The sequence below is a fragment of the Methylococcus sp. S1M genome, from assembly GCF_051295855.1.
Lineage (GTDB): Bacteria > Pseudomonadota > Gammaproteobacteria > Methylococcales > Methylococcaceae > Methylococcus > Methylococcus capsulatus.
On the sequence record NZ_JBPDXO010000004.1, the window covers coordinates 1 to 22,929 of the forward strand.

Annotated in this window: 17 protein-coding genes and 1 riboswitch; of the genes, 4 read left to right on the forward strand and 13 right to left on the reverse strand. The window is 63.9% G+C overall.

The genetic code is table 11. The features are described 5' to 3' along the window. Nucleotides 1-97: 97 nt before the first annotated feature. The 5 genes from ACSHWJ_RS08475 to ACSHWJ_RS08495 all read right to left on the reverse strand — a co-directional run bounded on the left by ACSHWJ_RS08475 (nucleotide 98) and on the right by ACSHWJ_RS08495 (nucleotide 6,298). The gene (locus ACSHWJ_RS08475; protein ID WP_017364659.1) at nucleotides 98-400 is read right to left on the reverse strand and encodes a DUF3240 family protein; all 303 of its coding nucleotides are present in this window, start codon (nucleotides 398-400) and stop codon (nucleotides 98-100) included. A gap of 3 nt (nucleotides 401-403) precedes the next feature. Beyond that, complete coding sequence (locus tag ACSHWJ_RS08480; RefSeq protein ID WP_218798319.1) at nucleotides 404-3,454, reverse strand: efflux RND transporter permease subunit; 3,051 nt, start codon at nucleotides 3,452-3,454, stop codon at nucleotides 404-406. Further along, entirely contained in the window at nucleotides 3,451-4,548 is a 1,098-nt protein-coding gene (locus ACSHWJ_RS08485) for an efflux RND transporter periplasmic adaptor subunit (protein ID WP_218798318.1), read from the reverse strand. The genes ACSHWJ_RS08480 and ACSHWJ_RS08485 overlap by 4 nt, the downstream gene beginning before the upstream one ends. Continuing rightward, nucleotides 4,545-5,714 carry a TolC family protein gene (locus ACSHWJ_RS08490; RefSeq protein ID WP_218798317.1) on the reverse strand — a complete coding sequence of 390 codons (1,170 nt, stop codon included), beginning with the start codon at nucleotides 5,712-5,714 and terminating at the stop codon, nucleotides 4,545-4,547. Before ACSHWJ_RS08490 ends, ACSHWJ_RS08485 begins: the two co-directional genes overlap by 4 nt. A gap of 176 nt (nucleotides 5,715-5,890) precedes the next feature. Next, on the reverse strand, nucleotides 5,891-6,298 hold the full coding sequence (locus ACSHWJ_RS08495) for a hypothetical protein (RefSeq protein WP_010961926.1): 408 nt from the start codon (nucleotides 6,296-6,298) through the stop codon (nucleotides 5,891-5,893). Between the two features lie 284 nt (nucleotides 6,299-6,582). On the opposite strand from ACSHWJ_RS08495, the gene ACSHWJ_RS08500 reads away from it, so the two are divergent. From ACSHWJ_RS08500 to ACSHWJ_RS08510, 3 genes are read left to right on the forward strand one after another with little or no spacing between them, the layout of a single operon-like run. Next, a complete protein-coding gene (locus tag ACSHWJ_RS08500) occupies nucleotides 6,583-9,261 on the forward strand; it encodes a UPF0182 family protein (RefSeq protein WP_238536815.1) in 2,679 nt (892 codons plus the stop codon). 41 nt (nucleotides 9,262-9,302) lie between these two features. Then, a complete protein-coding gene (gene thiO, locus ACSHWJ_RS08505) occupies nucleotides 9,303-10,388 on the forward strand; it encodes a glycine oxidase ThiO (protein WP_282213171.1) in 1,086 nt (361 codons plus the stop codon). Nucleotides 10,389-10,438: 50 nt separating this feature from the next. Further along, nucleotides 10,439-11,314 (forward strand): Kdo hydroxylase family protein, encoded by an 876-nt coding sequence (locus ACSHWJ_RS08510; protein ID WP_432539720.1) that lies wholly within the window; start codon nucleotides 10,439-10,441, stop codon nucleotides 11,312-11,314. A gap of 4 nt (nucleotides 11,315-11,318) precedes the next feature. On the opposite strand, the gene ACSHWJ_RS08515 is transcribed toward ACSHWJ_RS08510, so the two are convergent. The 8 genes from ACSHWJ_RS08515 to ACSHWJ_RS08550 all read right to left on the reverse strand — a co-directional run bounded on the left by ACSHWJ_RS08515 (nucleotide 11,319) and on the right by ACSHWJ_RS08550 (nucleotide 21,468). Further along, nucleotides 11,319-12,368, reverse strand: a complete 1,050-nt coding sequence (locus ACSHWJ_RS08515) for a glycosyltransferase family 9 protein (protein WP_218798314.1) — start codon at nucleotides 12,366-12,368, stop codon at nucleotides 11,319-11,321. Next, nucleotides 12,365-13,033 carry a sulfotransferase family 2 domain-containing protein gene (locus ACSHWJ_RS08520; protein WP_218798313.1) on the reverse strand — a complete coding sequence of 223 codons (669 nt, stop codon included), beginning with the start codon at nucleotides 13,031-13,033 and terminating at the stop codon, nucleotides 12,365-12,367. The genes ACSHWJ_RS08515 and ACSHWJ_RS08520 overlap by 4 nt, the downstream gene beginning before the upstream one ends. Nucleotides 13,034-13,080: 47 nt before the next feature. Then, nucleotides 13,081-14,736 (reverse strand): cytochrome P450, encoded by a 1,656-nt coding sequence (locus ACSHWJ_RS08525; protein ID WP_432539719.1) that lies wholly within the window; start codon nucleotides 14,734-14,736, stop codon nucleotides 13,081-13,083. A gap of 8 nt (nucleotides 14,737-14,744) precedes the next feature. Continuing rightward, on the reverse strand, nucleotides 14,745-16,619 hold the full coding sequence (gene thiC / locus ACSHWJ_RS08530; protein WP_017364650.1) for a phosphomethylpyrimidine synthase ThiC: 1,875 nt from the start codon (nucleotides 16,617-16,619) through the stop codon (nucleotides 14,745-14,747). A gap of 64 nt (nucleotides 16,620-16,683) precedes the next feature. Continuing rightward, nucleotides 16,684-16,781: riboswitch (TPP riboswitch) on the reverse strand. Nucleotides 16,782-16,845: 64 nt separating this feature from the next. Next, nucleotides 16,846-17,934: an AI-2E family transporter gene (locus ACSHWJ_RS08535; RefSeq protein WP_432539718.1), complete on the reverse strand. Its 1,089-nt coding sequence runs from the start codon at nucleotides 17,932-17,934 to the stop codon at nucleotides 16,846-16,848. Between the two features lie 174 nt (nucleotides 17,935-18,108). Beyond that, nucleotides 18,109-18,936 (reverse strand): F0F1 ATP synthase subunit gamma, encoded by an 828-nt coding sequence (locus ACSHWJ_RS08540; protein WP_432539717.1) that lies wholly within the window; start codon nucleotides 18,934-18,936, stop codon nucleotides 18,109-18,111. Beyond that, a complete protein-coding gene (locus tag ACSHWJ_RS08545; protein ID WP_432539716.1) occupies nucleotides 18,933-20,444 on the reverse strand; it encodes a F0F1 ATP synthase subunit alpha in 1,512 nt (503 codons plus the stop codon). Before ACSHWJ_RS08545 ends, ACSHWJ_RS08540 begins: the two co-directional genes overlap by 4 nt. Further along, entirely contained in the window at nucleotides 20,404-21,468 is a 1,065-nt protein-coding gene (locus tag ACSHWJ_RS08550) for a helix-turn-helix domain-containing protein (RefSeq protein WP_432539715.1), read from the reverse strand. The genes ACSHWJ_RS08545 and ACSHWJ_RS08550 overlap by 41 nt, the downstream gene beginning before the upstream one ends. 271 nt (nucleotides 21,469-21,739) lie before the next feature. On the opposite strand from ACSHWJ_RS08550, the gene ACSHWJ_RS08555 reads away from it, so the two are divergent. Beyond that, nucleotides 21,740-22,897: a S8 family serine peptidase gene (locus ACSHWJ_RS08555; protein WP_432539714.1), complete on the forward strand. Its 1,158-nt coding sequence runs from the start codon at nucleotides 21,740-21,742 to the stop codon at nucleotides 22,895-22,897. Nucleotides 22,898-22,929: the final 32 nt, after the last annotated feature.

Sequence of the window (22,929 nt, forward strand, 5' to 3'; positions counted from 1 at the left end):
GAAAGTAGGGAACTGCCAGGCTCTCATCCCAATCAACCCCGAGTCCCTCCACAGGAACTCGGGGTTTTTATTTAGGGCCAGTTCGGCGCCGGCGCGGTCATAAACCGCCAACATCGAGTACCGGTGTCACCCAGTAGTGGATGCCACTGCCTCGGAAATCCGTACGTAACACATTTAGGGTGTCTCTCAAGCCGTCGGCGGAAAGCTGGGCCTCAAAGCGGATGCGCCGGGTCCGTCCAGCGACCTGCTCGTTCAGGCTCATGCCTTCGGTTCGGCTCGAATGGCTGGAGGCCGCCTGGCTGCTGAATCCTTGTATGGCTGGAGTGCTCAGCAGCCAGTCCACCAGAGGGTCTTCAAGCTGCGGGGGGGCCAGAAGCGTCAGCAGTACGAGATCGGACATGGGTCATTTCCCTTCGCCATAGCGGCGGTAGAGGATGGGGAGCAGAACGAGGGTTAAAAGCGTCGATGTGACCAATCCTCCCACCCCGACGATGGCCAGCGGTCGCTGGATTTCCGATCCGGGGCCGGTAGCGAACAGGAGGGGAATGAGCCCGAATGCTGCGATACTGGCGGTCATGAGCACCGGTCGCAGCCGCCGTGATGCGCCTAGGCGGACGACTTCATCCAGGGGAAGGCCGATGGCCCGAAGCTGATTGAAGTAGGTCACCATCACCACGCCGTTGAGGACGGCGATGCCCAAGAGGGAAATGAATCCCACGGAAGCGGAGACGGACAGGTATTCGCCGGACAGCCAGAGGCTGGTGACCCCGCCGACCAGCGAGAAGGGGACATTGGTGAGGACCAGTATTGCCTGCCGGACCGATCCGAAGGTGGTGAACAGTAACAGAAAGATCAAACCGACCGATATGGGAATGACGATGGACAGGCGTTGCGCCGCACGCTGCTGGTTCTCGAACTGTCCGCCCCAGGTGAGGTAATAGCCGCTGGGGAGGGAGATTCGTTCGCCCACCGCCTTGCGTGCTTCTTCCACGAAGCCGACCAGGTCACGGCCCTGGACGTTGGTTCGGACCACCGAGAACCGCTGACCGCGCTCTCGGGTGATGGCAACCAGTCCCTCGGTACGCTCGACGCGGGCGACGGCGGATAGTGGCACGCGGCGACCGTCGGGGAGGGTCACCTGCAGCAACGCGAGTTGCTCGGGGTCGGCGGCCGCACGGAGCAGTAAAGGGGTCCGCTTGACGCCTTCCTGCACGATGCCCAGCTTGAGCCCCTCGATCTGGGCGCGCAGCATGCGTTCCAGGGTGTCGCCGTCGAGTCCCAGGCGTCCCGTCGCGAGGCGGTCGATCCGAACCCGGAGGTATTGCATGCCAGCATTGCGCATCGTGAACACGTCGGAGGCGCCCTCCACTGACCGGATCACCTCGGCGATGGCTTCGGCCTTTTCGTTGAGCACCGCGATGTCGGGACCGTACAGCTTGACGGCTACGTCACCGCGCACTCCCGTGAGCATCTCCGTGACCCGCATCTGGATCGGCTGAGTGAAGCCGAAAGCGATACCCGGCAGGGTTTCCAGGACTTTCCGGATGTCTTCCACCAGTGCTTCGCGGGTTTTGCCGTTCCATTGATCGGTGGGTTTGAGAACGACGAAGTTGTCGGTTTCGTTCAGTCCCATCGGGTCCAGTCCGATTTCATCCGAGCCCACACGCGATATGACCCGCTCGATCTCGGGAATGTGGTCGAGCAGCGCTTTCTGGAGCTGTTGATCCAGCCGGACCGATTGTTCCAGATTGATCGAGGGCAGTTTTTCCACCTGGACGATGATGCTGCCTTCATCCAGGGTCGGCATGAAGGTCTTGCCGATCTGGGTATAGATCACCCCTGTCAGCGCGAGCAGGATGGCGGCGGTGACGATCACCGGGCGGCTGTGGTCGAGCGCCCACCGTAGCACCGGTTCATAGTATTCATGGAGCTTGCGGGCGAGCCACGGTTCCTCGTGTTTGACCCTACGCATCAGCCACGACGCCAGGACCGGGATGACCAGCAGCGACATGAACAGCGAGCCGCCCATGGCGAATACGTTGGTGAAGGCCACGGGCTTGAACAGCTTCCCTTCGAGTCCCTGCAACGACAGGAGGGGTACGAAGACGATGGCGATGATGAGGGCGCCCGACACCACTGGGGCGGTGACCTCGCGCATGGCCCGGTAGATGAGGTGTAGCCGCGGCAGTTTGCCTTGCATTCTGGGATCGGCCAGATGCGTCGTGATGTTCTCCACGACCACGACGGCCGGATCGACCAGTTTGCCGATGGCGATGGCCAGACCGCCGAGGCTCATCAGGTTGGCCGAAAGGCCGAACTGCTGCATCAGCAGGAAGGTGAAAAGCGCTGAAAGTGGCAGTATGCAAGCCACGGTCAAGGCGGCGCGCAGATCGCCGAGGAACAGGAGGAGGAGGACGACGACGAGGACGATGGCTTCCACCAGGGCGCGGACGACTGTATGGGTGGCACGGTTCACCAAATCACTGCGGTCGTAAAACACATCGAGCACGACGCCTTCAGGGAGAGCGGGACGGATTTCCTCGAGTTTCCGTTTGACGCCCTGGACCACCTCCCGCGCGTTGGCGCCGCGCAGTCCCAGTACGAGCCCCTCCACGGCCTCGTCCCGGCCGTCCCGGCTGACCGCGCCATAGCGGGTCAGGGCGCCGATCCGTACTTCGGCCACATCGCCGATGGTGATGGTGACACCGTTCTGGTTGGCGATGACGATGGATCGGACATCGTCCAGATCCCGGATCTGGCCTTCGGCGCGGACGAGCAACGCTTCTTCTCCCTCCGGCAGGCGGCCTGCGCCGTCGTTACGGTTGTTGAGCTTGAGCGCTCCGATCAAGGCTTCCATGGTGATGCCGCGCGAGGACATGCCCGCGTTGTTCGGGATCACCTCGAAACTTCGCACCGTTCCGCCCAGGGTGTTGACGTCGGCCACGCCGGGCACCGTGCGAAGCGCCGGACGGATGACCCAGTCCAGCAGGTTCCGCCGCTCCATCAAAGTGAGGTCTCCACCTTCGACGGTGAACATGAACATTTCACCCAGCGGGGTTGTCATCGGCGCCATGCCGCCTTCGATCCCGTCGGGCAGGTTGCCCCAGACGCCGTTCAGCCGTTCGGCGACCTGCTGTCGCGCCCAGTAGATGTCGGTGCCTTCTTCGAAGTCGATGGTGATGTCGGTCAGCGCATATTTGGCGATGGATCGCAGCATGGTCTGCTTCGGAATGCCGAGCAGTTCCAACTCGATGGGGGCGGTGATGCGGGTTTCGACCTCCTCCGGTGTCATGCCGGGGGCTTTTACGATGACCTTGACCTGGGTGGGTGAGACATCGGGGAAAGCGTCGATGGGGATCCGCAGTGTGGCGACATAACCGGCACCCGCCAGCAGCGCAGTGAGAAGGACGACCAACAGGCGCTGCGTCAGAGCGAACTGGATCAGCCGGCTCATTCGTCACCTCCGCCGAGACCGGTCCAGGCGCCCTTCAGCGCCGCGACGCCCTGGACGGCGACCCGGTCGTCGGCCGTCAGTCCTTCGTGAATGATGGCCTTGCGCCCGTCCACGGCGGCGACCTTCACCGGTCGTACCGCGAAGCCGTCGGAGGTCCGGACGAACACGTATTGCCGCCCGTCCTGGCTGATGATTGCGGCGAGCGGTACCCGGCAGATGAAGTCGGTACTAGCGTGCATGACCTGGACGTTGACGTTCTGGCCGGCTCGGACACTGTCGTCGTGCTCGTCGATGACCGCGCGCACCAGGGCCGTCTGGCTGTCTGGCCGTACGTTCTGGCTGACTTCTATGATCGTCGCCCGGATTCGCGGTGAATCCAGTTCGACCCGGTCTTTCAGCCGGATTTCACTCAGTCGCTCCTGCGGCATGTCGATTTCCAGCCACAACTGGTCGACATTGCCAATACGGAACAGTGGCGCCAGCATGCTGACCCGCTGACCCACGGTGGCCAGGCGTTCCAGCAGCACGCCACGGATCGGTGTGCGCAGCAACAGGGTATTGCTGATGCTGCGTGTCCGTTTGAGTTCTGCTATGTCCTTCGCCGACATCCCGCTGGCATCGAGCACCTGCTCGGCCTGGCGCAGATTGGCCTGGGCCTTGTCGAAGGTGCTACGGGTCTCCTGCCAGCGCAGCTTCGAGATGACCCCTTCGTCGAGCAGCTTCTGGTCCCGATTCAGCTTGGAGCCGGCGAGCTCGTATTCGGTGGCGGCATTGAGGAGGTCTCTTTGGAGGGTCAGCAGGTCCGGGCTTTGCATTTCCGCGACGACCTGTCCCGGTGCCACCGAGGATCCCAGCGCCACGTCGATCCGGGTGATGACACCGGCCTGCGGTGCGCTGACGATGAACTCCCGGTCCGGCGGAATGACGACGCGCGCCGGTGCCCACGCCAGGGGCAAGGCATTGACGATTTCGGGTTTTGCGACACGCACGTCGAGGTGCTCGATCTGCTGGGCGTCCATCTTGACGAGGGTGTCGGCCGCGAGGGCTGGCGCCGTCAGGAGACTCATCACCGCGGGGAAAAGCGCAAGCTTCATGGTGTCACCCCCACCACCTGGTTATAAGCGGCGATGTCCCGCTTCAACTGGATTTCCTTCTGCATCGCGTCCCAGATGGCCGCCTGTGCCGTGGTCTGGACCTTCAGAAAGTCGATCATCTGGATTTCCCCTGTTTCGAGGGCGATGCGGTTCATCCGGATCAGTGTCTCGGCCATCTGGCGCCGGTTCCTGGCGATGTCCAGGGCCTTGCGGTCCGCCTCCAGGGTTTGCTGCGCCTGCTTGAGCGATCGCTGGAGCAGGCGGATCAGGTTGTCGCGTTCCGTGATCTTCTGAGTCAGCGCGAGATTCGCCTGGGCGACGAAGGGTTCATTATAAGCATCGCCCCCGATCGGTATCTGGAGGACCACGTTGGTGTCGTTCTGCAGGTTCTTGTTGAAGAAGGCGCGATGCTGGGCGCCGATCAGGACGGTGGGCTGGGTACCTTGCTTCCATTGCCGGACGAATTCCACATCGGCCTGGGCGCGCTCGATCATGGCATTCAGGGCGGCCAGCTGGGGGTGTTCCTCGGTGATGGCGTTCAGCCTGGAGAGCTCTTCATCGAATTTGTCAGGTGCCGCCGGCATTCGGGTCAGGTTAGCGAAAGCCTGGTGGGCGTGCTGAAGGTCGACGGCAGCCTGGGTGAGCGCGGTCTTCTTTTCCAAAGAGTCACTTTGTGCCAGCAGCAGGTCGGCCTGGGCGAGATCGCCGAGCTCGACCCGACGTTTGACCGTTTCGACCAGTTTCAGCGACACCTCATACACCGTCCTGGTGAACTGATGACGGTTTTGCATCATCTTGAGATTCCACAGACTCTCCCGGACCAGGCCCGCGACCTCGTGTTTGAGTCCCAGGCCGAACCGTTCGGTGCTTTCGGCCGCCCGGTCGGTGACTGCCTGGCTCGCATCCCGCTGTCCCCAGCGCCAGAGGGGGACCTGGTAGCCCCATTGCGTCATGCCCTCGCCGTCGCCGGCGATGTTCTGGTTGTTCTGGATGTAGACCATCGGGTAGCCAGGAATCCAGCTGTCACTGCGCTGCTGCAGAGCGCTGGTTTCCAGGCGCATGGCGTCGATCATCGCCGTTTGCGGATAGTTTTCGAAAGTGGTTTGCACCACGCTGTGTAGACTGAGCCGTGGGTCGAAAGGCAGCAGCCCGGCAGGCTCAGCCATGGCGTCCTCCTCGCCGCGGGCGGAAGCCGAAGCGATCACGAGGAGAACACCGAGGAGTCCATGAAGGGGGATCATCGGCAGTACCGGATTCATGGTGTCAGCATGCCCGCCGCCGTCTCGGTTTCGAGGGAGCGTCGGTGGGCGCCGTTATGTGCGGGGAAGCCGCGATGCGAAGATCAGGCGTCGGCCGGCGGGGCGCGTGCCGAATGCGGCTGGACTACCGGGAAGCCGTAAGGAAGCGGGATGAATGGATCACGGGGGAACTCTGCCGCGCGCTCCAGTGTCACTGGGGCGGTGTCGTGGTGGCAGGGAGGATGGTCCGGCGTCTGCTCGTGCGTCCAGCGGGGGGATGAGACACGAGAGGGTTCCAGGATGCCGCCCTGCATCGCCACCACGACGGAAGTCTCGGCCCCCGCATCCGGGACGTGCCATCCTTCCCCCGGCGTGCGCTCGAGAAACTCGAGACCGGGCACATGGAATTTGCCCCAGGGTTCGCCGTCGGCCGGATGGGCATGGACCAAAGGTGCCCACACCTGGATCAGTACCAGGACACACAGCGTGAGGAGTCGGGTGTGTCGATTCAAAGAAGGGAACCCCATTCCGCAGGCGTTGAGCAGCCGTCTCGGCAGTTTCGGGGAAGCTTGCGATCGCTTCCGCACTTTTTTAAGTATACCCGAAATCGCCCGCCCGGCGCATGCCGGCTCCGCCCGGCGTCGCCTACCGGATTGCAGGGCAGTCAGGTATCATCTAGGGGCTTGGCACGCCCGCGCGAACAAGGCTGCTCGCGCCATAGCATGCGCCTGCCGCCTGCGCTCCATCCTCCTGCAAGCCCTTCCATAAGAGTGACAAGACGCCGAACGAGGACGATATGGGAAACTGGAAACGACTGCTGACGTCCGCAGCCGTGGTCATGGTGGTGTTGGCGGGACTGTTGCTGGCGATCGTGCTAGCCGCCACGCATTTCCTGGTCGAGTGGTGGTGGTTCAAGTCGCTGGACCTCGGTGCATATTTCTGGCTGCGCTTCCTGTACCGCTACATCTTGTCCGGGGGGGTGACCCTTTTCTTCTTCCTGATCTTTTTCTTGAATTTCTGGGCTGCATCCCAGTATCTGGGGGTCGATCAGGCGATTTATGCCGCAGGGTCGGAAGAATCGCGCTACCGGCGCTGGCTGCGCATGTTTCAGACAGGAGCGCTGCCGGTCTATCTGCCCCTGTCGGTGTTTTTGGCGGTGCTGGTCGCACTGCCGTTCTACCACGAGTGGGAGGCCGGTCTCCTGTTCTTTTTCGCCCCCGCTGCCGGCGTCACCGAGCCGGTGTTTGGGGAGGACGCCGGATTTCACATGTTCCGGATCCCGATCCTGGTCCTGATCCAGTCAGAGTTACTGGTGTGTGCCAGTGTGCTGGCCGTCATGGTGGCGGCACTCTACTGGGTGGAGCACGAATTCTCGCCGGCCCACCGGCGACCGTGGCCCCGGGGCGCCCGCATTCATTTGAATCTGCTGGTGGTGCTGGTTGCCGTGGTGGCGGCCTGGGGGTACGTGCTGCAGCGGGATGAACTGCTATACGTCGACGCCCATGAGCCCGTGTTTTTCGGCCCTGGTCTGATCGAGCTCCGCTACCATTTGCCTCTCATCTGGGTCGAGATCGTCTCCCTCGTCGTCGGCGTGGTTGCTGCACTGTGGTTCGCTCAGCGTCATCGCGGTCTCAAGCTGGCGCTGACCTGCGCGCTGGTATGGGTTTCCGCTGCCGCACTTCGCAAGATCGACGTGGTGCCGCAGCTGATCGACCGCTTCGTAGTCAAGCCGAATCCGGTGAAAACCGAGCGCGAATTCATCAAGTACAACATCGAGGCGACGCTGGCGGCATTCGACCTCGACGAAATCCGGACCATCGACATCACGGCGGCGCCAGAGGGGTCCGAAACCATCGATCCGCATGTCCGCGAGCATCTGCACAACATCCCGGTCTGGGATCCGGAATACCTGGATGACGTGTACCAGCAGCTTCAGGGCATACGGCCGTACTACAGTTTCACGGAGGTCGACACCGCGCGCTATCTCGTCAACGGGCAGATCGAACAGGTCAATCTGGCGGCCCGCGAAATCAACCTTGCCAAGCTGCCCGAGGAGGCCAGGAACTGGGAGAACATCCATCTGCGCTATACCCATGGCTACGGTGCGGTGATCACGCCGGCGGCGCAGTCGGGCGACCAGCCGATGCAGTGGTGGCTCAGGGATCTGAACATGCATTCGGACGTCGGTTTGACCACCGAGAAGCCCGACATCTATTTCGGCCTGGAAAACCTGGATTACGCGATCGTTCCCAACCGGCTCAACATCGTCGACATCGCCAGTTTCGATCAGGGGTCCAGCCAAAACTATTCGGGCAATGGCGGCGTGCCGATTTCCTCCCTCCTCAGGCGTCTGCTTCTGTCCATCTATTTCCGTGATGAGCGGCTGTTTTTCTCGCTCAACATCACCGAGAGCAGCCAGGCGCTGTTCCATCGCAACATCATCGAGCGTATCAACACGGTCACGCCATTCCTGGCGCTGGATCGCGATCCCTACATCGTGGTGACCCCACAGCGGATTTTCTGGATCGTCGATGCCTATACCACGCTCAATTCCTATCCGGTTTCCAAGCGCATGCGCTACAAGTTCCGCGGCGACACCGAAGAGCGCGAATTCAATTACATTCGCAACTCGGTCAAGATCGTGGTCGATGCTTTCGACGGGTCGCTGGATTATTACGTCGTGGATCACGACGATCCGGTGCTGAAAGGCTATATCAAGGCCTATCCCGGTCTGTTCCAGGATGCCAGCGCCATGCCGCCGCTGATCCGCGACCAGCTCCGGTTCCCGCATGACTTCTTCGAGATCCAGATGCGGATGTACGCCAAATACCACCAGACCCAGCCGGAACTGTTCTATCAGCAGGCGGAGACCTGGGATTTCGCCAAGGTCGGCGTCCGGCTGCGCGATGGCCGGACCGTGATGCGGACGGTGGCACCCTACTATTTCACGACTCAGCTCGATGGCTGCGAAAACATGCAGAATTTCGTGCTGATCAATCCGATGACGCCGATCGGGCGCAACAACATGAGCGTGCTGGCGATCGGCGGTGCATTGCGGCCAGACGCCTGCGGCATGCCTTACTCGAAGTCTATCGTCCTCTACAAGTACAGTAAGGACGTCCAGGTCGACGGTCCGGCGCAGGTGAGCGCGATGATCGATCAGGATGCCGAAATCGCCAAAGAGTTCGCCCTATGGGATCAAAAGGGCTCGCATCTCACCCGCGGCCGCATCATCATCGTGCCCATCGGGCGATCGCTGTTGTACGTCCAACCGGTCTATATCGAGTCCACCAGCAGCGTCAAGATTCCGGAACTCGCGCGGGTGATCTTGTCGATGGGAGACATCGTGGTGATGGAGACCTCTCTGGAGGCGGCGCTGAACAAGCTGGAAGAGCGGCTCATCGCTTTGCAGAAGGCGAGAGGGATCGTGCCGGTGTCCCCGGTGCGCGACTCCCCCGGCATGCATCCCATGTGAGGCGGATGTTCGCGCCACTCGCGTCAGGGACACCGTAGGCAGTGAAGTCGACCGACGTTCTCATCATCGGCGCTGGGATCAGCGGCCTCCTGGCGGCGCGTGAACTGGCCGCGGCGGGCCGGTCGGTCAGGATCGTGGACAAGGGGCCGGCCGGACGCGAGTCATCCTGGGCGGGGGGGGGCATTCTGTCGCCGCTTCGTCCCTGGCGCATGCCGGAAGCCGTCACTGCGCTCTGTGCCTGGAGCCAGCAGTGCTATCCCGGCCTCGTGGAAGAGTTGCTGGAATCGACCGGTCTGGATCCCGAATGGCGGCAAAGCGGGCTGTTGATACTGGATCCGGAGGAACCTGCGGCAATCGATGCCTGGTGCGCCGCGCACGGGGTCCGGCGCGAGTGGATCGAGCCCGCCGCCCTGGCCTCGCTGGAACCCCGGCTAGCGCCGTCCTCCCGGCCGGCGATCCGTCTGCCCGGGGTCGCGCAGGTGCGCAATCCCCGGCTGTTGCGCGCGATCCTGGCCGATGTCCGCCGACTCGGCATCGCCATCGAGGAAGACGCTGCGGTGACCGCTATCGAAGCGCGGGACGGGAGGGTCTCGAGGGTGGCGACCGCGAAGGGGGTGTTCGTGGCAGAAACCTATCTCGTCACGGCCGGTGCCTGGTCCGCGGAAGTGCTCGGGGCTTTGCTCCCGAACCTGCCCGTCGTTCCGGTCAAGGGGCAGATGCTGGCGTTCCAGGCGTCGGGCGGGCTCGTCGAGCACATCGTGCTGGCAGGAGATCGTTACCTCATTCCGCGGCGGGATGGGATAGTGCTGTGCGGCAGCACCGTGGAACAGCGCCAGTTCGACAAGGTTCCGGATGTCGAAGGGCGGCGGATCTTGCTGGAATTCGCCTGCCGCTGGCTGTCGGCGCTGGCGGACGCGGAGGTCGTCGGCCATTGGGCCGGGCTGCGTCCGGGATCGCCCGAAGGCATTCCGTTCATCGGTCCGGTACCGTCGTTCGCCAATCTGTATCTGAGCTGCGGCCATTTCCGCAACGGCCTGACCATGGCCCCCGCCTCGGCCCGGCTCGTGGCCGACCTGATTCTCGGCCGTCCGCCGATCGTGCCGGCCCAGCCTTATGGCGTGCCGTAGGGGCGGACGAATCCGGATAACGACAAGGCATCAGGAGAGAGGTACAGCATATGAGCAGAATATTCGAGTTCGGCGGCGCCGACTGGGAGGCGTCTTTTTCCGCGAAGGAGCGTGCCGACGCATTGAATGAAATCGAGCAGGGCAAGATCCTGTACTTCCCCCGACTCGGATTCGCGATCGAGGAGCACGAGAAGGCCTTCCTTTCACCGGAGACGGTGGGTAGGAGTAAGAACGTCAGCTTCGATGCCGCGACTGGCGACCTGCACGGTATCGGCCCGGCGGTGGCCGATGTGGAGGCGCTGCGGAGCATGATGGCGCGGTTCGCCGGCCGGGCCGCCGGCTTGGTGGCGAGACTGCTGCCGGCATACAGCGCCGCCCTGGTGCAGGGCCGCACCAGCTTCCGGCCGGTGGAAGCCGCCGGACGCGCGAGTTCCTGGCGCAAGGACGACACCCGGCTGCATGTCGACGCCTTTCCGTCGTCCCCCGTGCAGGGGAGAAGGCTCCTGCGCGTGTTCAGCAACGTGAACCCGGAAGGCCGCCCCCGCTGCTGGCGGCTGGGCGAGCCGTTCGAGCCCATGGCCAGGCGCTTCCTGCCCTCCATTCCGGCGCCGTTTCCCGGCAGTGCTCCCCTCCTGCAGTGGCTGGGGCTGACCAAGAGCCGCCGCAGTAACTACGACCACTACATGCTGCAACTGCATGACAGAATGAAGGCGGACATGGCTTATCAGGCGGAGGTGGATCAGGTGTCGTTCGATTTTCCTCCTTCGACAACCTGGCTGGTGTTCACCGACCAGGCCTCGCATGCCGTGATGTCCGGCCAGTACCTGCTGGAGCAGACCTTCTATGTGCCGGTCGAAGCCCTGCGCGATCCGGCCACGTCCCCGCTCAGGATACTGGAGCGGCTGACGGGGCGGGCTCTGGTTTGAGGGCTCAAGGCCGGTGCAGGATGCCGTCGATTGCGGCGAGGGCCTTCTCGACCGTGAGTCGCGCCATGCAGGTGAAGGCTCCGCCGCAGGTGGGGCGGCGTTCGCAGGGCGAGCAGGGCAGGGCTTCGTATAGCACCACTGCATCTTCCCTCCCCGTTTCCAGATAGGGGGCGGTGGAGCCGAACAGGGCGACAGTGGGGCGCCCGAGGGCGATGCTCATGTGGGTCAGACCTGTATCCACGCCGATGCCTAAACCGGCGCGCCGGATCAATGCGCCGCTGACGGCCAGTCCGGTTCTTCCCGTGAGATTCTCCAGGTCCGATCGGCAGCGGCTCCGTATTCTTTCGGCCCGTTCAGTGTCGCCCGGCCCGCCCAGCATCACGACGGGCCAGCCGTAACGGGCGCTGATCTCATCGGCCAGTGTCGACCAGTTCCCGTCGATCCAGTGCTTCTGGGGGCGGGTGGTGAAGGGGAAGATCGCCGCATAAGGGCCGGTGATCCCGAGCGAATCCAGGATCTTTGCGGCCTCCGCCATGGCCTCGTCTCCCGGCGCGAAATCCATGGCGAAGGACTCGGTGTCGAGTCCAAGTTCGACGGCCAGTTTGAGGTAGTCGTTGCCGATGGCGTTGGACTCGGTGCGGCGGTCGATGCGCTTCGTCATCAGGAATTGGCTGCCTTCGCGTGAGCCGAGGCCGATGCGGGTCTTACCGCCGGCCAGAGCCGCCCACACGCCGCTCTTCAGGAGTCCCTGCAGGTCCAGGACCCAGTCGAAGCGCTCTTCCCGCAGGCTCCGTACCAAGTTGCGGAATTCCTCGAGCAGGGCGCCGTAACGCCCTTCCTTACGCAGCCTGGCCCAGCGGGCGCGCGGCCAGATCGCGACCCGGTCCAGCCGTGGATTGTGCCTCAGCAGATCCTGGTTGGCTTCGTCGGCCAGCCAGACCAGCCGGGCCTGGGGAAACGTCTGCCGCAGCACCGGAATCAGGGCGGAAGCGAAGACGATGTCACCGATGGCGCCGAGCCGGACGATGAGGATGGAGCCGGGGCGGTCCGTCACGGGAATGGCTCGTCGAAGCGGTAGCCAAAGCGCTCGATGTCGGGGCGGTAGTGCGCTTCGATCAGTTCGGCGGTGGTGTCGTTGTAATAGCGCCGGTAGTCCTTGTTGCGGTCGGTGGCCTTGCGGCTGTGCAGCAGTTTGGGGCAGGCGATGCCGATGCGGCGGCAGGCTTCCTCGAAGTCCTCGGCGAGGCGTTCGTAACGGCCGACGAAATCGACGATGAGGTTGCCATGCAGGTCGATCAGATAGTCCGTCTGCAGTTCGATCGACATGTCGGCGTGATACTGCGGTGCGCGCTCGGGGTCGAGTTTCCAGCACAGGAATGCCTCGAAGTCGTCGCGGCCTTCCAGCAGATCGGGCCGTTCGCGCCGGATGTGATGGTAGGAGCTGACCTGCAGATCCCAGGGATTGCGCACGAAGGCGAACTTGAACAGCTTCTGATACAACTCGCGCGGCAGCATCTCCATGGCGGCGATGGCCTTGGCGTGGCGCGGGAACTTGGCGCCGATCTCGTGGCCGGTGAGCGCACTGAGCTTGCTGCACAGGAACTGCGGGATACGGGCAGGATCGGTCCATTTGTAGCGCCACAGCGAGTCCCGCACGCTGGTTCCGCCGGTCTTGGCGATATGGACGAACAGGAAGTTGTAGCGGAGCGAGAGCAGCATCTTGCTAGCGATTGAGACTGGAAGAAAATTTTTTCGACACCCTCACCCTAATCCTCGCCCGAAGGCGAGAGGGAGCAATCCCGCGTGGCGGGATCGCGCTGAGGCAGGATTTTGATCGCCCGTGCCGGGCAGAATCTTTCCGCAGCCAGGGCGGCTCCGGCCAGGACGGGATCGGGCGTCTCGCTGAGCAGCGTCAGTCGGCCATCTTCGTCGACCCGGAAAATCTCCGGTGCTTCGGCCATGCAGTTGCCGTGGCCCTTGCACAGGTCCCGGTCGACGGTCACCCGGAAGGCGCCCCGCAGCGTTTCGGCAGGCGCCTCACCGGCACTCGCCTTTGCATCCACGGCAGCCGGCGCGTCGCGCCTGCGGTAGCGGATCAGGCAGGGCGAGGCCGGTTCGACCACCATTTTCCTGTAGTCGTCCCGGTAGGATTCGGGCGCCGCGGCCAGCTCGAATTCGTAGTTCCGCAGCAGGACGCAGACGATGGCCTTGATCTGGAACATCGCGAAGGCGTTGCCCGAGCATTTGTGGCGGCCGCCGCCGAAGGCCTGCCAACCGTACAGGTCCTTGTCCTCGGCCCGTCCCGGGGTGTAGCGGTCGGGATCGAACAGTTCGGGGTTGGGGAACAGCTCGGGAATCCGGTGCGTGACCGAAGGTGCGGCGCAAACGAACTTGCCGGCCTCGATGCGCATCCCCTGGACCTCGAAATCCTTCATCACCTTGCGCATCAGCAGGATCAGCGGCGGATGCAGCCGCAGCACTTCCTTGATGACGTTCTCCAGCTGCGGCATCTGCCGGAGCGATTCGAAAGTCACCCGACCGTGGGTCTCGAACAGGGCGTCGATCTCCGCCCGCACCCGGCGCAGGTATTCCGGGCGCCGCAGCAGCTCGATCAGCACCCAGGCGGTGGTCCCCGAACTGGTGTGGTGGCCGGCGAAGATGGTCGCGATCAGCATCCCGGTGATTTCATGGGGCGTCAGCTTGCTGCCGTCGTCGTAGCTGGCGTCGATCAGCATCTGGAACACATTGGTGCTGCGCTCCTGCGAGCGGGCGCGCCGCTCCATGATCTGGGTCACCAGTTCCTGCAGCCTTACCCGCGCCTGGTCGCGGCGTTTGAACACCGGCAGCGGCAGGTTGGGGAAGACATAGGCGATCGGCTGGATGCCCATTTCCAGGTCGCGGTAGATGCCGGCGAATTCGGTGTTCAGCTCGTGGCGGAACTCCGCGCCCAGCAGGGAGTGGCTGGAGGTGTAGATCGTGAGTTCCTTGGTGAGCTCCAGCAGGTCGATGGTGCCGGCATCCTTCCAGTCCCGGAGCATGGCCTCGACTTCGGCGACGATGATCTCGGAGTAGGTGCGCATCGGCTTGTCGCGCAGCGCCGGCATCAGCATCTGCAACTGCTGGTTCTTGCGCTCGATCCGGGCGTCGAACACCACGCCGCGGCCAAAGATCGGTGTCATGATCCGGTAGGCTGGCCCCTGGTCGAGCACTTCGTCCGGGGCCCGGTAGAAGGCCTCGCTGGCCCGGCTGCCGGTGAGCAGCACCATGCGCTGGTGGAACATCCGGAACTCGGCGACGTCCCCGAACTCGTGCCGCAGGGCCATCAGGAATGCATGGGGGTTCTTGCCGAATTCCAGGATATGGCCCAGCAAAGGCAGGCCGCCCGGCTTGACCGGCGGTGTGTTCGAAGGGGGATGGCTCATCGTCGCGGTCAGGTGCGCTGGTAGACCTCGGCCCCGGACCTCACGAACTCGTCCGATTTTTCTTCCATGCCTTTCGCCAGGGCTTGCGCCTCGTCCAGACCGTGTTCGCGGGCATAGTCGCGCACGTCCTGGGTGATCTTCATCGAGCAGAAATGCGGGCCGCACATGGAGCAGAAATGCGCCTGTTTCGCCCCTTCCTGGGGCAGTGTCTCGTCGTGGAATTCCAACGCCTTCTCCGGGTCCAGCGACAGGTTGAACTGATCCTGCCAGCGGAACTCGAAGCGCGCCTTGGACAGGGCGTTGTCGCGCGCCTGGGCGCCGGGGTGGCCCTTGGCCAGATCCGCCGCGTGGGCGGCGATCTTGTAGGCGATGATGCCGTCGCGCACGTCCTGCTTGTTCGGCAGGCCCAGATGCTCCTTGGGCGTGACGTAGCACAGCATGGCCGTGCCGTACCAGCCGATCATGGCGGCGCCGATGGCCGAGGTGATGTGGTCATAGCCCGGCGCGATGTCGGTGGTCAAGGGTCCCAGGGTGTAGAAGGGCGCCTCGTGGCAATGCTTGAGCTGCTCCTCCATGTTGGCCTTGATCATGTGCATGGGCACGTGGCCGGGGCCTTCGATCATCACCTGCACGTCGTGCTTCCAGGCGATCTGGGTCAGCTCGCCGAGGGTGCGCAGCTCCGCGAACTGGGCTTCGTCGTTGGCGTCGGCGATGGAACCGGGGCGCAGGCCGTCACCCAGGGAGAAGGCCACGTCGTAGGCCTTCATGATCTCGCAGATGTCCTCGAAATGGGTGTAGAGGAAGCTCTCCTTGTGGTGGGCCAGGCACCATTTGGCCATGATGGAGCCGCCCCGGGACACGATGCCGGTGGTGCGCTTGGCGGTCAGCGGGATGAAGGGCAGGCGGATGCCGGCATGGATGGTGAAATAGTCCACCCCCTGCTCGGCCTGCTCGATCAGCGTGTCACGGAAGATTTCCCAGGTCAGCTCCTCGGCCTTGCCGTCCACCTTTTCGAGCGCCTGGTAGATCGGCACGGTGCCGATGGGCACCGGGGAATTGCGGATGATCCATTCGCGGGTCTCGTGGATGTTCTTGCCCGTGGACAGGTCCATCACCGTGTCGCCGCCCCAGCGGATCGCCCACAGCATCTTTTCCACTTCCTCTTCTATCGAAGAGCTGACGGCGGAATTGCCGAGGTTGCAGTTGATCTTCACCAGAAAGTTGCGGCCGATGATCATCGGCTCCGATTCCGGGTGGTTGATGTTGCTGGGGATGATGGCCCGGCCGCGGGCGACTTCGTCGCGGACGAATTCGGGGGTGATGACCTGGGGGATGGCCGCGCCGAAGGCTTCTCCCGGATGCTGGAACTTGTATGTCTCCGCCAGCGCTTCCAGTTTCTGGTTCTCGCGGATGGCGACGAACTCCATCTCCGGCGTGATGATGCCCTGCCTGGCGTAGTGCATCTGGGTGACGTTGGCGCCGCCCTTCGCCCGGCGGGGCGCGCGGATATGCTCGAAGCGCAGGGACGCCAGAGCCGGATCGCGCTGGCGCTGAAGGCCGTAGGATGACGAGGGCCCCTTCAGCAGCTCGGTGTCCCCGCGTTCCTCGATCCAGGGCTCGCGCAAGGGCGGCAGGCCCAGTCTCAGGTCGACCGATACGGTGGGGTCGGTATAGGGGCCGGAGGTGTCGTAGACATAGACCGGCGGGTTCTTTTCCCGGCCCGTGTTGGTGGGTGTGTCCGACTGGCTGATCTTGCGCATTGGGACGCGCAGGTCGGGGCGGCTGCCCTGGAGGTAAACTTTTTCCGAGGCCGCGAACGGCTGGATCGAGGCTTTCTTGGCGGTGACGGCCTCGTGCAGGATTTCTTGGGGGATCGCGCTCATCGTTGGCTCCTGGTTGGACACGGATAAGGCGCGCGGGGGAGGATGTCGATCGGGTTCTTCGAACGGCTCGAAAGCTCAGCTTCCCTACGCCGGTATCAGCCGGATCAGGTTCGAAGGGTGTCTCTCAGCCCGGCCATTCGCCAGGCACCCCCAGCCTTACGGACCGCTCACGGTAATGCATCGAAGGGGTGATTTCAAGCATTCCGTCCGGATGGCGATTCCGAAGCTAGCGGCGCTCCCCCGGCCCGGTGCCGCTCCCGTCTTCGCCCCGCAGTCCCGCCTCCCGCACCTGCTGCAGCCATTCCCGCCACACCGCCAGCGCCATCGCCAGGATCACCGGCCCCAGGACCAGGCCGATGAAGCCGAAGCTGGCGAGCCCGCCCAGCACGCCGAACATCACCAGCACGAACGGTATGTGCGTGGCGCTGCTGATCACCAGGGGACGGATGATGTTGTCGATCCAGCTGATCACCAGCGTGCCCCAAAGGGCCAGAGAGACGCCGGCCCAGGTTTCGCCCTGCAATAAGAGCCAGATGCTGACGGAGCCCCAGGCGAACGGCGTCCCGAACGGGATCATTGCGATCAGGGTCGTCGCGATCCCGAGCACGATCGGCGCTTTCACGCCGACTATCCAGTAGCCCAGGCCGGCGAGGAAACCCTGCGCGAGGGCGGTCAGGACGATGCCGTAGAGGACGGCCTTGACCGTCGCTTCGATCGTGGCGAAATATCCTTTCAGCCGTTCACCGAGCACTCGGGTAAACACCCGCCGGACATCCGAAGCCAATTGCAAGCCGTCGCGGAACAGGAAGAACAGGGTGAACAGTGTCATGAACAACACGGCGGCGTTCTGCACCAGGGTGGTCATGATTCCGAGCACCGGGGAGCCGAGGCGTCGGACCCACTCGGGCGCATGCCGTTTCAGCAGGCCGTGGAGGTCTTCGAACTGGTCGACCACGGCCTGGAGTTCGTTTCCGAAATAGGGAATGTGCGAGACGAAATCGGGCAGCCTGGGTTTTTGTTCCAGCCAGTCCGGGAGCGAGCGGATCAGTTCCGAGACCTCGCCTTGCAGCAATACGGCGAGCCAGATCAAGGGCGCCAATACCACGGACCCCAGCAGCGCCGTCGTCACCAGGGCCGAAAGGGTCTTCCGGCCCTCGAACCGCCGCTGGCTCCAGGCATGGAGCGGCCAGGCGACGTAGGAAACGAGGACCGCCCAGCCGATCGAAACCAGGAAAGGCCGCACCACCGCATAGGTCAGGCTGGCCAGAGCGGCGAGCAACAGGGCGATCGTGATCAGGCGGACGCTTCGGTTCATGCTTCGGACGGTTTGCTCGAGCCGGTTCGTGCCCGATTTCGCAGGCGGCTTCCCGTCGGCATTGGCGGTGTGTCTTCCGGCGGTTTGGCCCTGGCGCACCCGCAAGAGGCGGACGTATCCAAATGGCAAGAAACCGGGACGGCTTGGCCAGTTTGCGCAACAGGCCAGTGCGTTTCAAGCCGGATCCAGGGCTTCGGCGCCGAGGAGGATGACCTGCAGTTCCTCGGTGATCTCCTCCTGGCGCAGGTGGTTGTTGGCCGAGCGCAAGGCATTCAGAGTGTCTTCGATGCGGCGGGTGGCCCCGTCGAGGTGGCGGATGCGGTACTGGTGTTCGCTCAAAAGGGAGCGGTCCAGCAGCCAGTGCAGCAAGGCGAACAGATAATGTTCGACGAGGTGGTGGAATACCGCTTCCGGCGGCTGGTACAGCAATGGCGGAAACGGATTGCCGGGTGCGGCGGAGGCCTTGCCGAAAGGCGGAACGATCCGTGTTTCCAGCACCGCTTCCGCATCGTCGGCATGGTGGAGAGCGATGATCCGCAGCGGGCCGAGGTTTTCGAGGAGCTGGTTGACGGCGTCGATCAGGGCCGGGAGCCGTTCGGCGGTTTCATCCGCCGTGAGCGGACCGGGCAGTTGGCTCTCGCAAACAGTCTGCTGGGAAAGTTCGGCGCCGATCCGGCTGCCTATGACGATCACCGGTTCCCCGGGAGATCGTCGCTGTTCCAGTGCGGCGCGCAGACGGGTGTTGAAGTCGCCGCAGAAACCCCGCTCGGAGCCCACCACCAGCCATGCCGTGTTCGGCGGCTCGACGGGCGTGAGTGCCGGATGATGGCTCATCAGCTCCCGACCGAGGCCTCGCAGCGCCGCTTCCAACTGACGCTGACATTCCACGGAACGCGTCAGCCGGCGGCTTTCGATCACGGCCAGCATGCGCATCGAATCGAGGATGCCGGCGATTTCTCCGAGCGTCTTCATCCGCCGCCGGAGGACGTGGCGGCGGCTCATGCTTCGCCTCGCGCCGGTTCCGGCAGGTTCTGCCTCAGCCATGTCAGCCAGTCGGTGCGCGAGGCTTCCAGCGGCGGCGATCCGTTCCGGAGGGCGGAGTTCAGTTCGTTCAAGGCGTGTTGAACACTGCCGGGAGGCATGGCGTCCAAAAGCCCTTCGTTGTAGGCGGTCATCCAGGCGAGCTGGAATTCCGGCGGCAGCGGTTGCAGGCGCTCCTGCCTGAGGATCTCCCGCAGCAGCCGGCCGCGTCTGATCCGGGCTTCCATCCCGCTTTCCAGCCGCGCCCCGAACCGGGTGAAGATCTCGAGCTCCAGAAATTGCAGGTAGTCCAGCTTCATCCGTCCGGCTTCCTCCTTGATGCGCGGATGCTGGGCCTTGCCGCCGATGCGGGAGACCGAGCGGGTGACGTCTATTGCTGGCTTGAAGCCAGCGGCGAAGAGGTCGGAGTCCAGGTAGATCTGGCCGTCCGTGATCGAAATCAGGTTGGTGGGGATATAGGCCTCGATTTCCCCCAAACGGGTTTCCACGATGGGCAGGGCCGTCATGCTGCCGCCGCCGTTGGCGGGGTTCAGCGCCGTGGCGCGCTCCAGCAGCCGGGCGTGGAGATAAAAGATGTCGCCGGGGTAGGCCTCCCGCCCTGGCGGGCGCCGCAGCAGCAACGACAGTTCGCGGTAGGTCTGGGCGTGCGTGCTCAGGTCGTCGTAGACCACCAGTGTGTCGTGCCCGCGCGCCATCCAGTCTTCGGCGATGGCGCAGCCGGCGAACGGGGCCAGGTACTTGAGGCCCGGCAAAGAGCCGGCTTCGCCCACCACCACCGTGGTGTAAGCGAGTGCTCCGTAGTTGCGCAGCAGTTCGATGGTGCCGACCACGGTGGATCGCTTCTGGCCGATCAGTACGTAGACACAGCGTACCTCTCGGCCTTTCTGGTTCAGGACCGCGTCGATCGCCAAGCTGCTGCGCCCCGTTCCCTCGTCGCCGATGATCAGCTGGCGCTGGCCCTTGCCGATCGGCACCAGGGTGTCGACCAGCCGGGTACCGGTGTAGAGCGGCTGCTGCACGAAGTCGCGCGCAATGATGGGGGGCGAAGGGCTGTCGAGCGGGCGACGGTTGCGGGTTTCCAGGGGACGCCCGCCGTCCAGCGGATTGCCGATCGGGTCGATCACCCGCCCGAGCAGAGTCTCGCCGACCGGCACGTCGAGCGTCCTCCCGGTCAGCCGGGCCGGGGTGCCGGCGGTCAGGTTTTCGCTCTGGTGCAGCAGCACGGCGCCGATGCGTTTCTTGGTCAGGGCGAACACCACGGCCCAGCTCCCGTCCTCGAACATCAGTACGTCGTCCATCGCCGCCGAGGGCAGGCCGGTCACCCAGGCGATGCCGTCCCCGACGGAGGCCACTGTGCCGTATTCGCCGATGCGCAGGCGGGGCCGGTAGTCGCCGATGTGGACCGTCTGCGCGAGCGGGGAAGCCGGCTCAGAAATCCGGGGCGTTGAGTTCTCTGACCCAGCGTTCATAGCTGCGATCGATGGGTTGGTCATGACCCCTGGCAGTATAGCGGACGGCCTGCCGGCCGATGAACCGCGCCTCGCTCGGACTCATGCCGAAGGCACGACGGAAGCTCCTGCTGAAATGGGCCTCGTTGCGGTAACCCACCCGGTAAGCGATCTCGCTGACACGCCTTGGCCGGGAGGCCGGTCGGGTCAGTTCCAGGAAAGCGCGCCGCAGCCGTTGCTGCTGGATGTAACGGGTGATTCCCCCCAGTGGCTGGAACAGGGAATAGAGGTAGGAACGCGACACGCGGAAGTACGCCGCCAGGGATTCCGGCGTCAGCCGGGGATCGCCCAGATGATTCCCGATGTGGCTGCGTACCGTTTCCAGCAAGACGGCCCCGGTTTCCGGACGGTCTTCCTCGACCCGGCCGCCGCCGAAATAGGCGCCGATCAGATGGACCAGTCCCCGAGCTATGCATTGGGCCTCGTCGGAACTCAGGGTCGTCGCGACCTCCCACAGCGTAGCGATGTGCTGGCTCAGCAGGCGTCCGCAGGCCGAGTCTCGGGGCAGTGACCGGCCATGCAGTCGCTCGGGTGCGCCAAGATGAGGTGCCAGCAGATCGCGCGGCAGCATCAGTGTCAGATTGCGGAAATCGCTGGCGCAGGAATCCAGCGGTTGGGTCAGGTCGAGCAGGAAGACGTCACCCGGCTGCACGGTACTGTGTCTCTCGCCCCATCGGCCGCGGGTCGTGCCGTATTGGTAGACCTGGATGATGCAATGATCCAAGCCGTCGCGCGCGATCAGTGGCGATTTGCGCTGAAAGCACTGTCCGACGCTGGCCGTATCCGCCAGTAGCATGGACCCGAGATGACAGGTCGTCAGCGTTGCGGCAAAGGGTGCAGAGCCTGTCTCGACTTCCCGCTCCACGTCGAAAATGACGGAGATGCTCTCCTTCCAGATCGAATAGCGGTCCTCTGCTGGAAGACTGCCCAGATCGAGGCGGGCGATCGGCACCTTGTCCTGAAGCTGTTCGGAGCTATTCCCCATTTCGTTGCCTTCTTCGGCTTTGTCGAGGGTCCGGTGATCGCGTATCCGCTCGCCGTGGCAGCGACGGGAAGACGAACCGCTGGCGTCCTGGACGCGAAGGCAAGAAATCGTGGACGCAGAGAACGATCCGGCGTCCCGATTTTATCTATGATGTTGGCCCGGATGCGATATTGGTCCTCGAACGCACTGAATCACACCGGATTTCACGAAACGCCAAAGTGCCAGCGGCAAGGTCAACGGGGTACCACCTTTCGGGAAAACGGGAGTTGCGATGAAAAGGCTGTCGGCGGTTTCCATGGCATCGTTGCTGCTGGCTGCAGCGGCCATCTCGAGTGGGGCGGCGGATGCGCCGGTTTCGATCGTCGTCATGTTCGAAAGCGATGTCGACCGGGATGAGCTCGGGGCGGTGAGCGCCGCCGAGCTTGGTCGGCTGCAGGCGGACACCGGTTTGGATTTCGAATGGGTGGGGAATACCCGGACCAACGCGAGGATTTTCCGGACGCCCGCTGCGTTGACCCGAGATGAGGCGACGGCCCTGGCACGAAGGATCGGTGTCATGGACGGTGTGCTGTGGGCTGCCGTCGAAGCCGGGCAGGGCACGGTATATGCCCGGTCGGCCTTGCCCGCCGTTGCCGGTATCGAGGACTTCATCATCAGATTCAAACGCGGGGCTGGCTCGCTGCCGCTGGATGCCGCGAAACTCTCGGCCGTCGCCGGCGCAGGTCTGGTCCCGACACCGGAAACCGTAGGCGCGGCGCAGGTGTACCGCCTCCTTCGTCCGGTGAGCCTGACGGAGGCGGGCGAGATCGAGCGGCGCCTCGAAGCCCTGCCGGAGGTGCGCTATGCCGATCCGGTGACACGCATGAAGGCACAGGCGACTGCCGAGCCGGTCACGCCCAGCGACGAATATTTCCCCCAGCAGTGGCATCTTCAGAGCGGTCCCGGGGCGGTTGCCGGCTCGGCCAATGTGCAGGCCGCCTGGTCACTCACCCGGGGGGCGCCCGAAATCACGGTTGCCGTGCTGGACAGCGGCGTCCTGTTCGCCCCGACCCATCCCGACCTCGAAAACCGGCTGGCATACCGGAATACGGACAAAACCGTGATCGTCGGCTGGGACATGATCCGGAATCCGAGATTCGCGCGGGACGGCAATGCCCGCGACAAAAAGCCGAAGGACGAGGGCGACTGGGAGACGGTGGGCTGGTGCGGGAAAGAGGATGGAAGACCCGTGCCTTCGGAGTTCAAGCCTGCCGAATGGCACGGCAGCCACGTCGCCGGCATCATCGGCGCCGTCACCGACAACGGTATCGGCGTGCCCGCATCGAACCCGTCCGGGTGCTCGGCCCCCGTGCGCAATGATGCCGAGGCGCCTTCCCGCTTTTGGCGTGCCAGTCCGATGACTCCTGAATCCATGAGGGTGATTCAATGAGGCTGCCGTGGTGTGGCGGATGGTCGATCGTT

Excerpts from the sequence above, each read along its gene's own strand:
- ACSHWJ_RS08475 (WP_017364659.1), bottom strand. The coding sequence starts at position 400 with ATGTCCGATCTCGTACTGCTGACGCTTCTGGCCCCCCCGCAGCTTGAA.
- ACSHWJ_RS08480 (WP_218798319.1), bottom strand. The coding sequence starts at position 3,454 with ATGAGCCGGCTGATCCAGTTCGCTCTGACGCAGCGCCTGTTGGTCGTC.
- ACSHWJ_RS08485 (WP_218798318.1), bottom strand. The coding sequence starts at position 4,548 with ATGAAGCTTGCGCTTTTCCCCGCGGTGATGAGTCTCCTGACGGCGCCA.
- ACSHWJ_RS08490 (WP_218798317.1), bottom strand. The coding sequence starts at position 5,714 with ATGGCTGAGCCTGCCGGGCTGCTGCCTTTCGACCCACGGCTCAGTCTA.
- ACSHWJ_RS08500 (WP_238536815.1), top strand. The coding sequence starts at position 6,583 with ATGGGAAACTGGAAACGACTGCTGACGTCCGCAGCCGTGGTCATGGTG.
- ACSHWJ_RS08510 (WP_432539720.1), top strand. The coding sequence starts at position 10,439 with ATGAGCAGAATATTCGAGTTCGGCGGCGCCGACTGGGAGGCGTCTTTT.
- ACSHWJ_RS08520 (WP_218798313.1), bottom strand. The coding sequence starts at position 13,033 with ATGCTGCTCTCGCTCCGCTACAACTTCCTGTTCGTCCATATCGCCAAG.
- ACSHWJ_RS08525 (WP_432539719.1), bottom strand. The coding sequence starts at position 14,736 with ATGAGCCATCCCCCTTCGAACACACCGCCGGTCAAGCCGGGCGGCCTG.
- thiC (WP_017364650.1), bottom strand. The coding sequence starts at position 16,619 with ATGAGCGCGATCCCCCAAGAAATCCTGCACGAGGCCGTCACCGCCAAG.
- ACSHWJ_RS08535 (WP_432539718.1), bottom strand. The coding sequence starts at position 17,934 with ATGAACCGAAGCGTCCGCCTGATCACGATCGCCCTGTTGCTCGCCGCT.
- ACSHWJ_RS08540 (WP_432539717.1), bottom strand. The coding sequence starts at position 18,936 with ATGAGCCGCCGCCACGTCCTCCGGCGGCGGATGAAGACGCTCGGAGAA.
- ACSHWJ_RS08545 (WP_432539716.1), bottom strand. The coding sequence starts at position 20,444 with ATGAACGCTGGGTCAGAGAACTCAACGCCCCGGATTTCTGAGCCGGCT.
- ACSHWJ_RS08550 (WP_432539715.1), bottom strand. The coding sequence starts at position 21,468 with ATGGGGAATAGCTCCGAACAGCTTCAGGACAAGGTGCCGATCGCCCGC.
- ACSHWJ_RS08555 (WP_432539714.1), top strand. The coding sequence starts at position 21,740 with ATGAAAAGGCTGTCGGCGGTTTCCATGGCATCGTTGCTGCTGGCTGCA.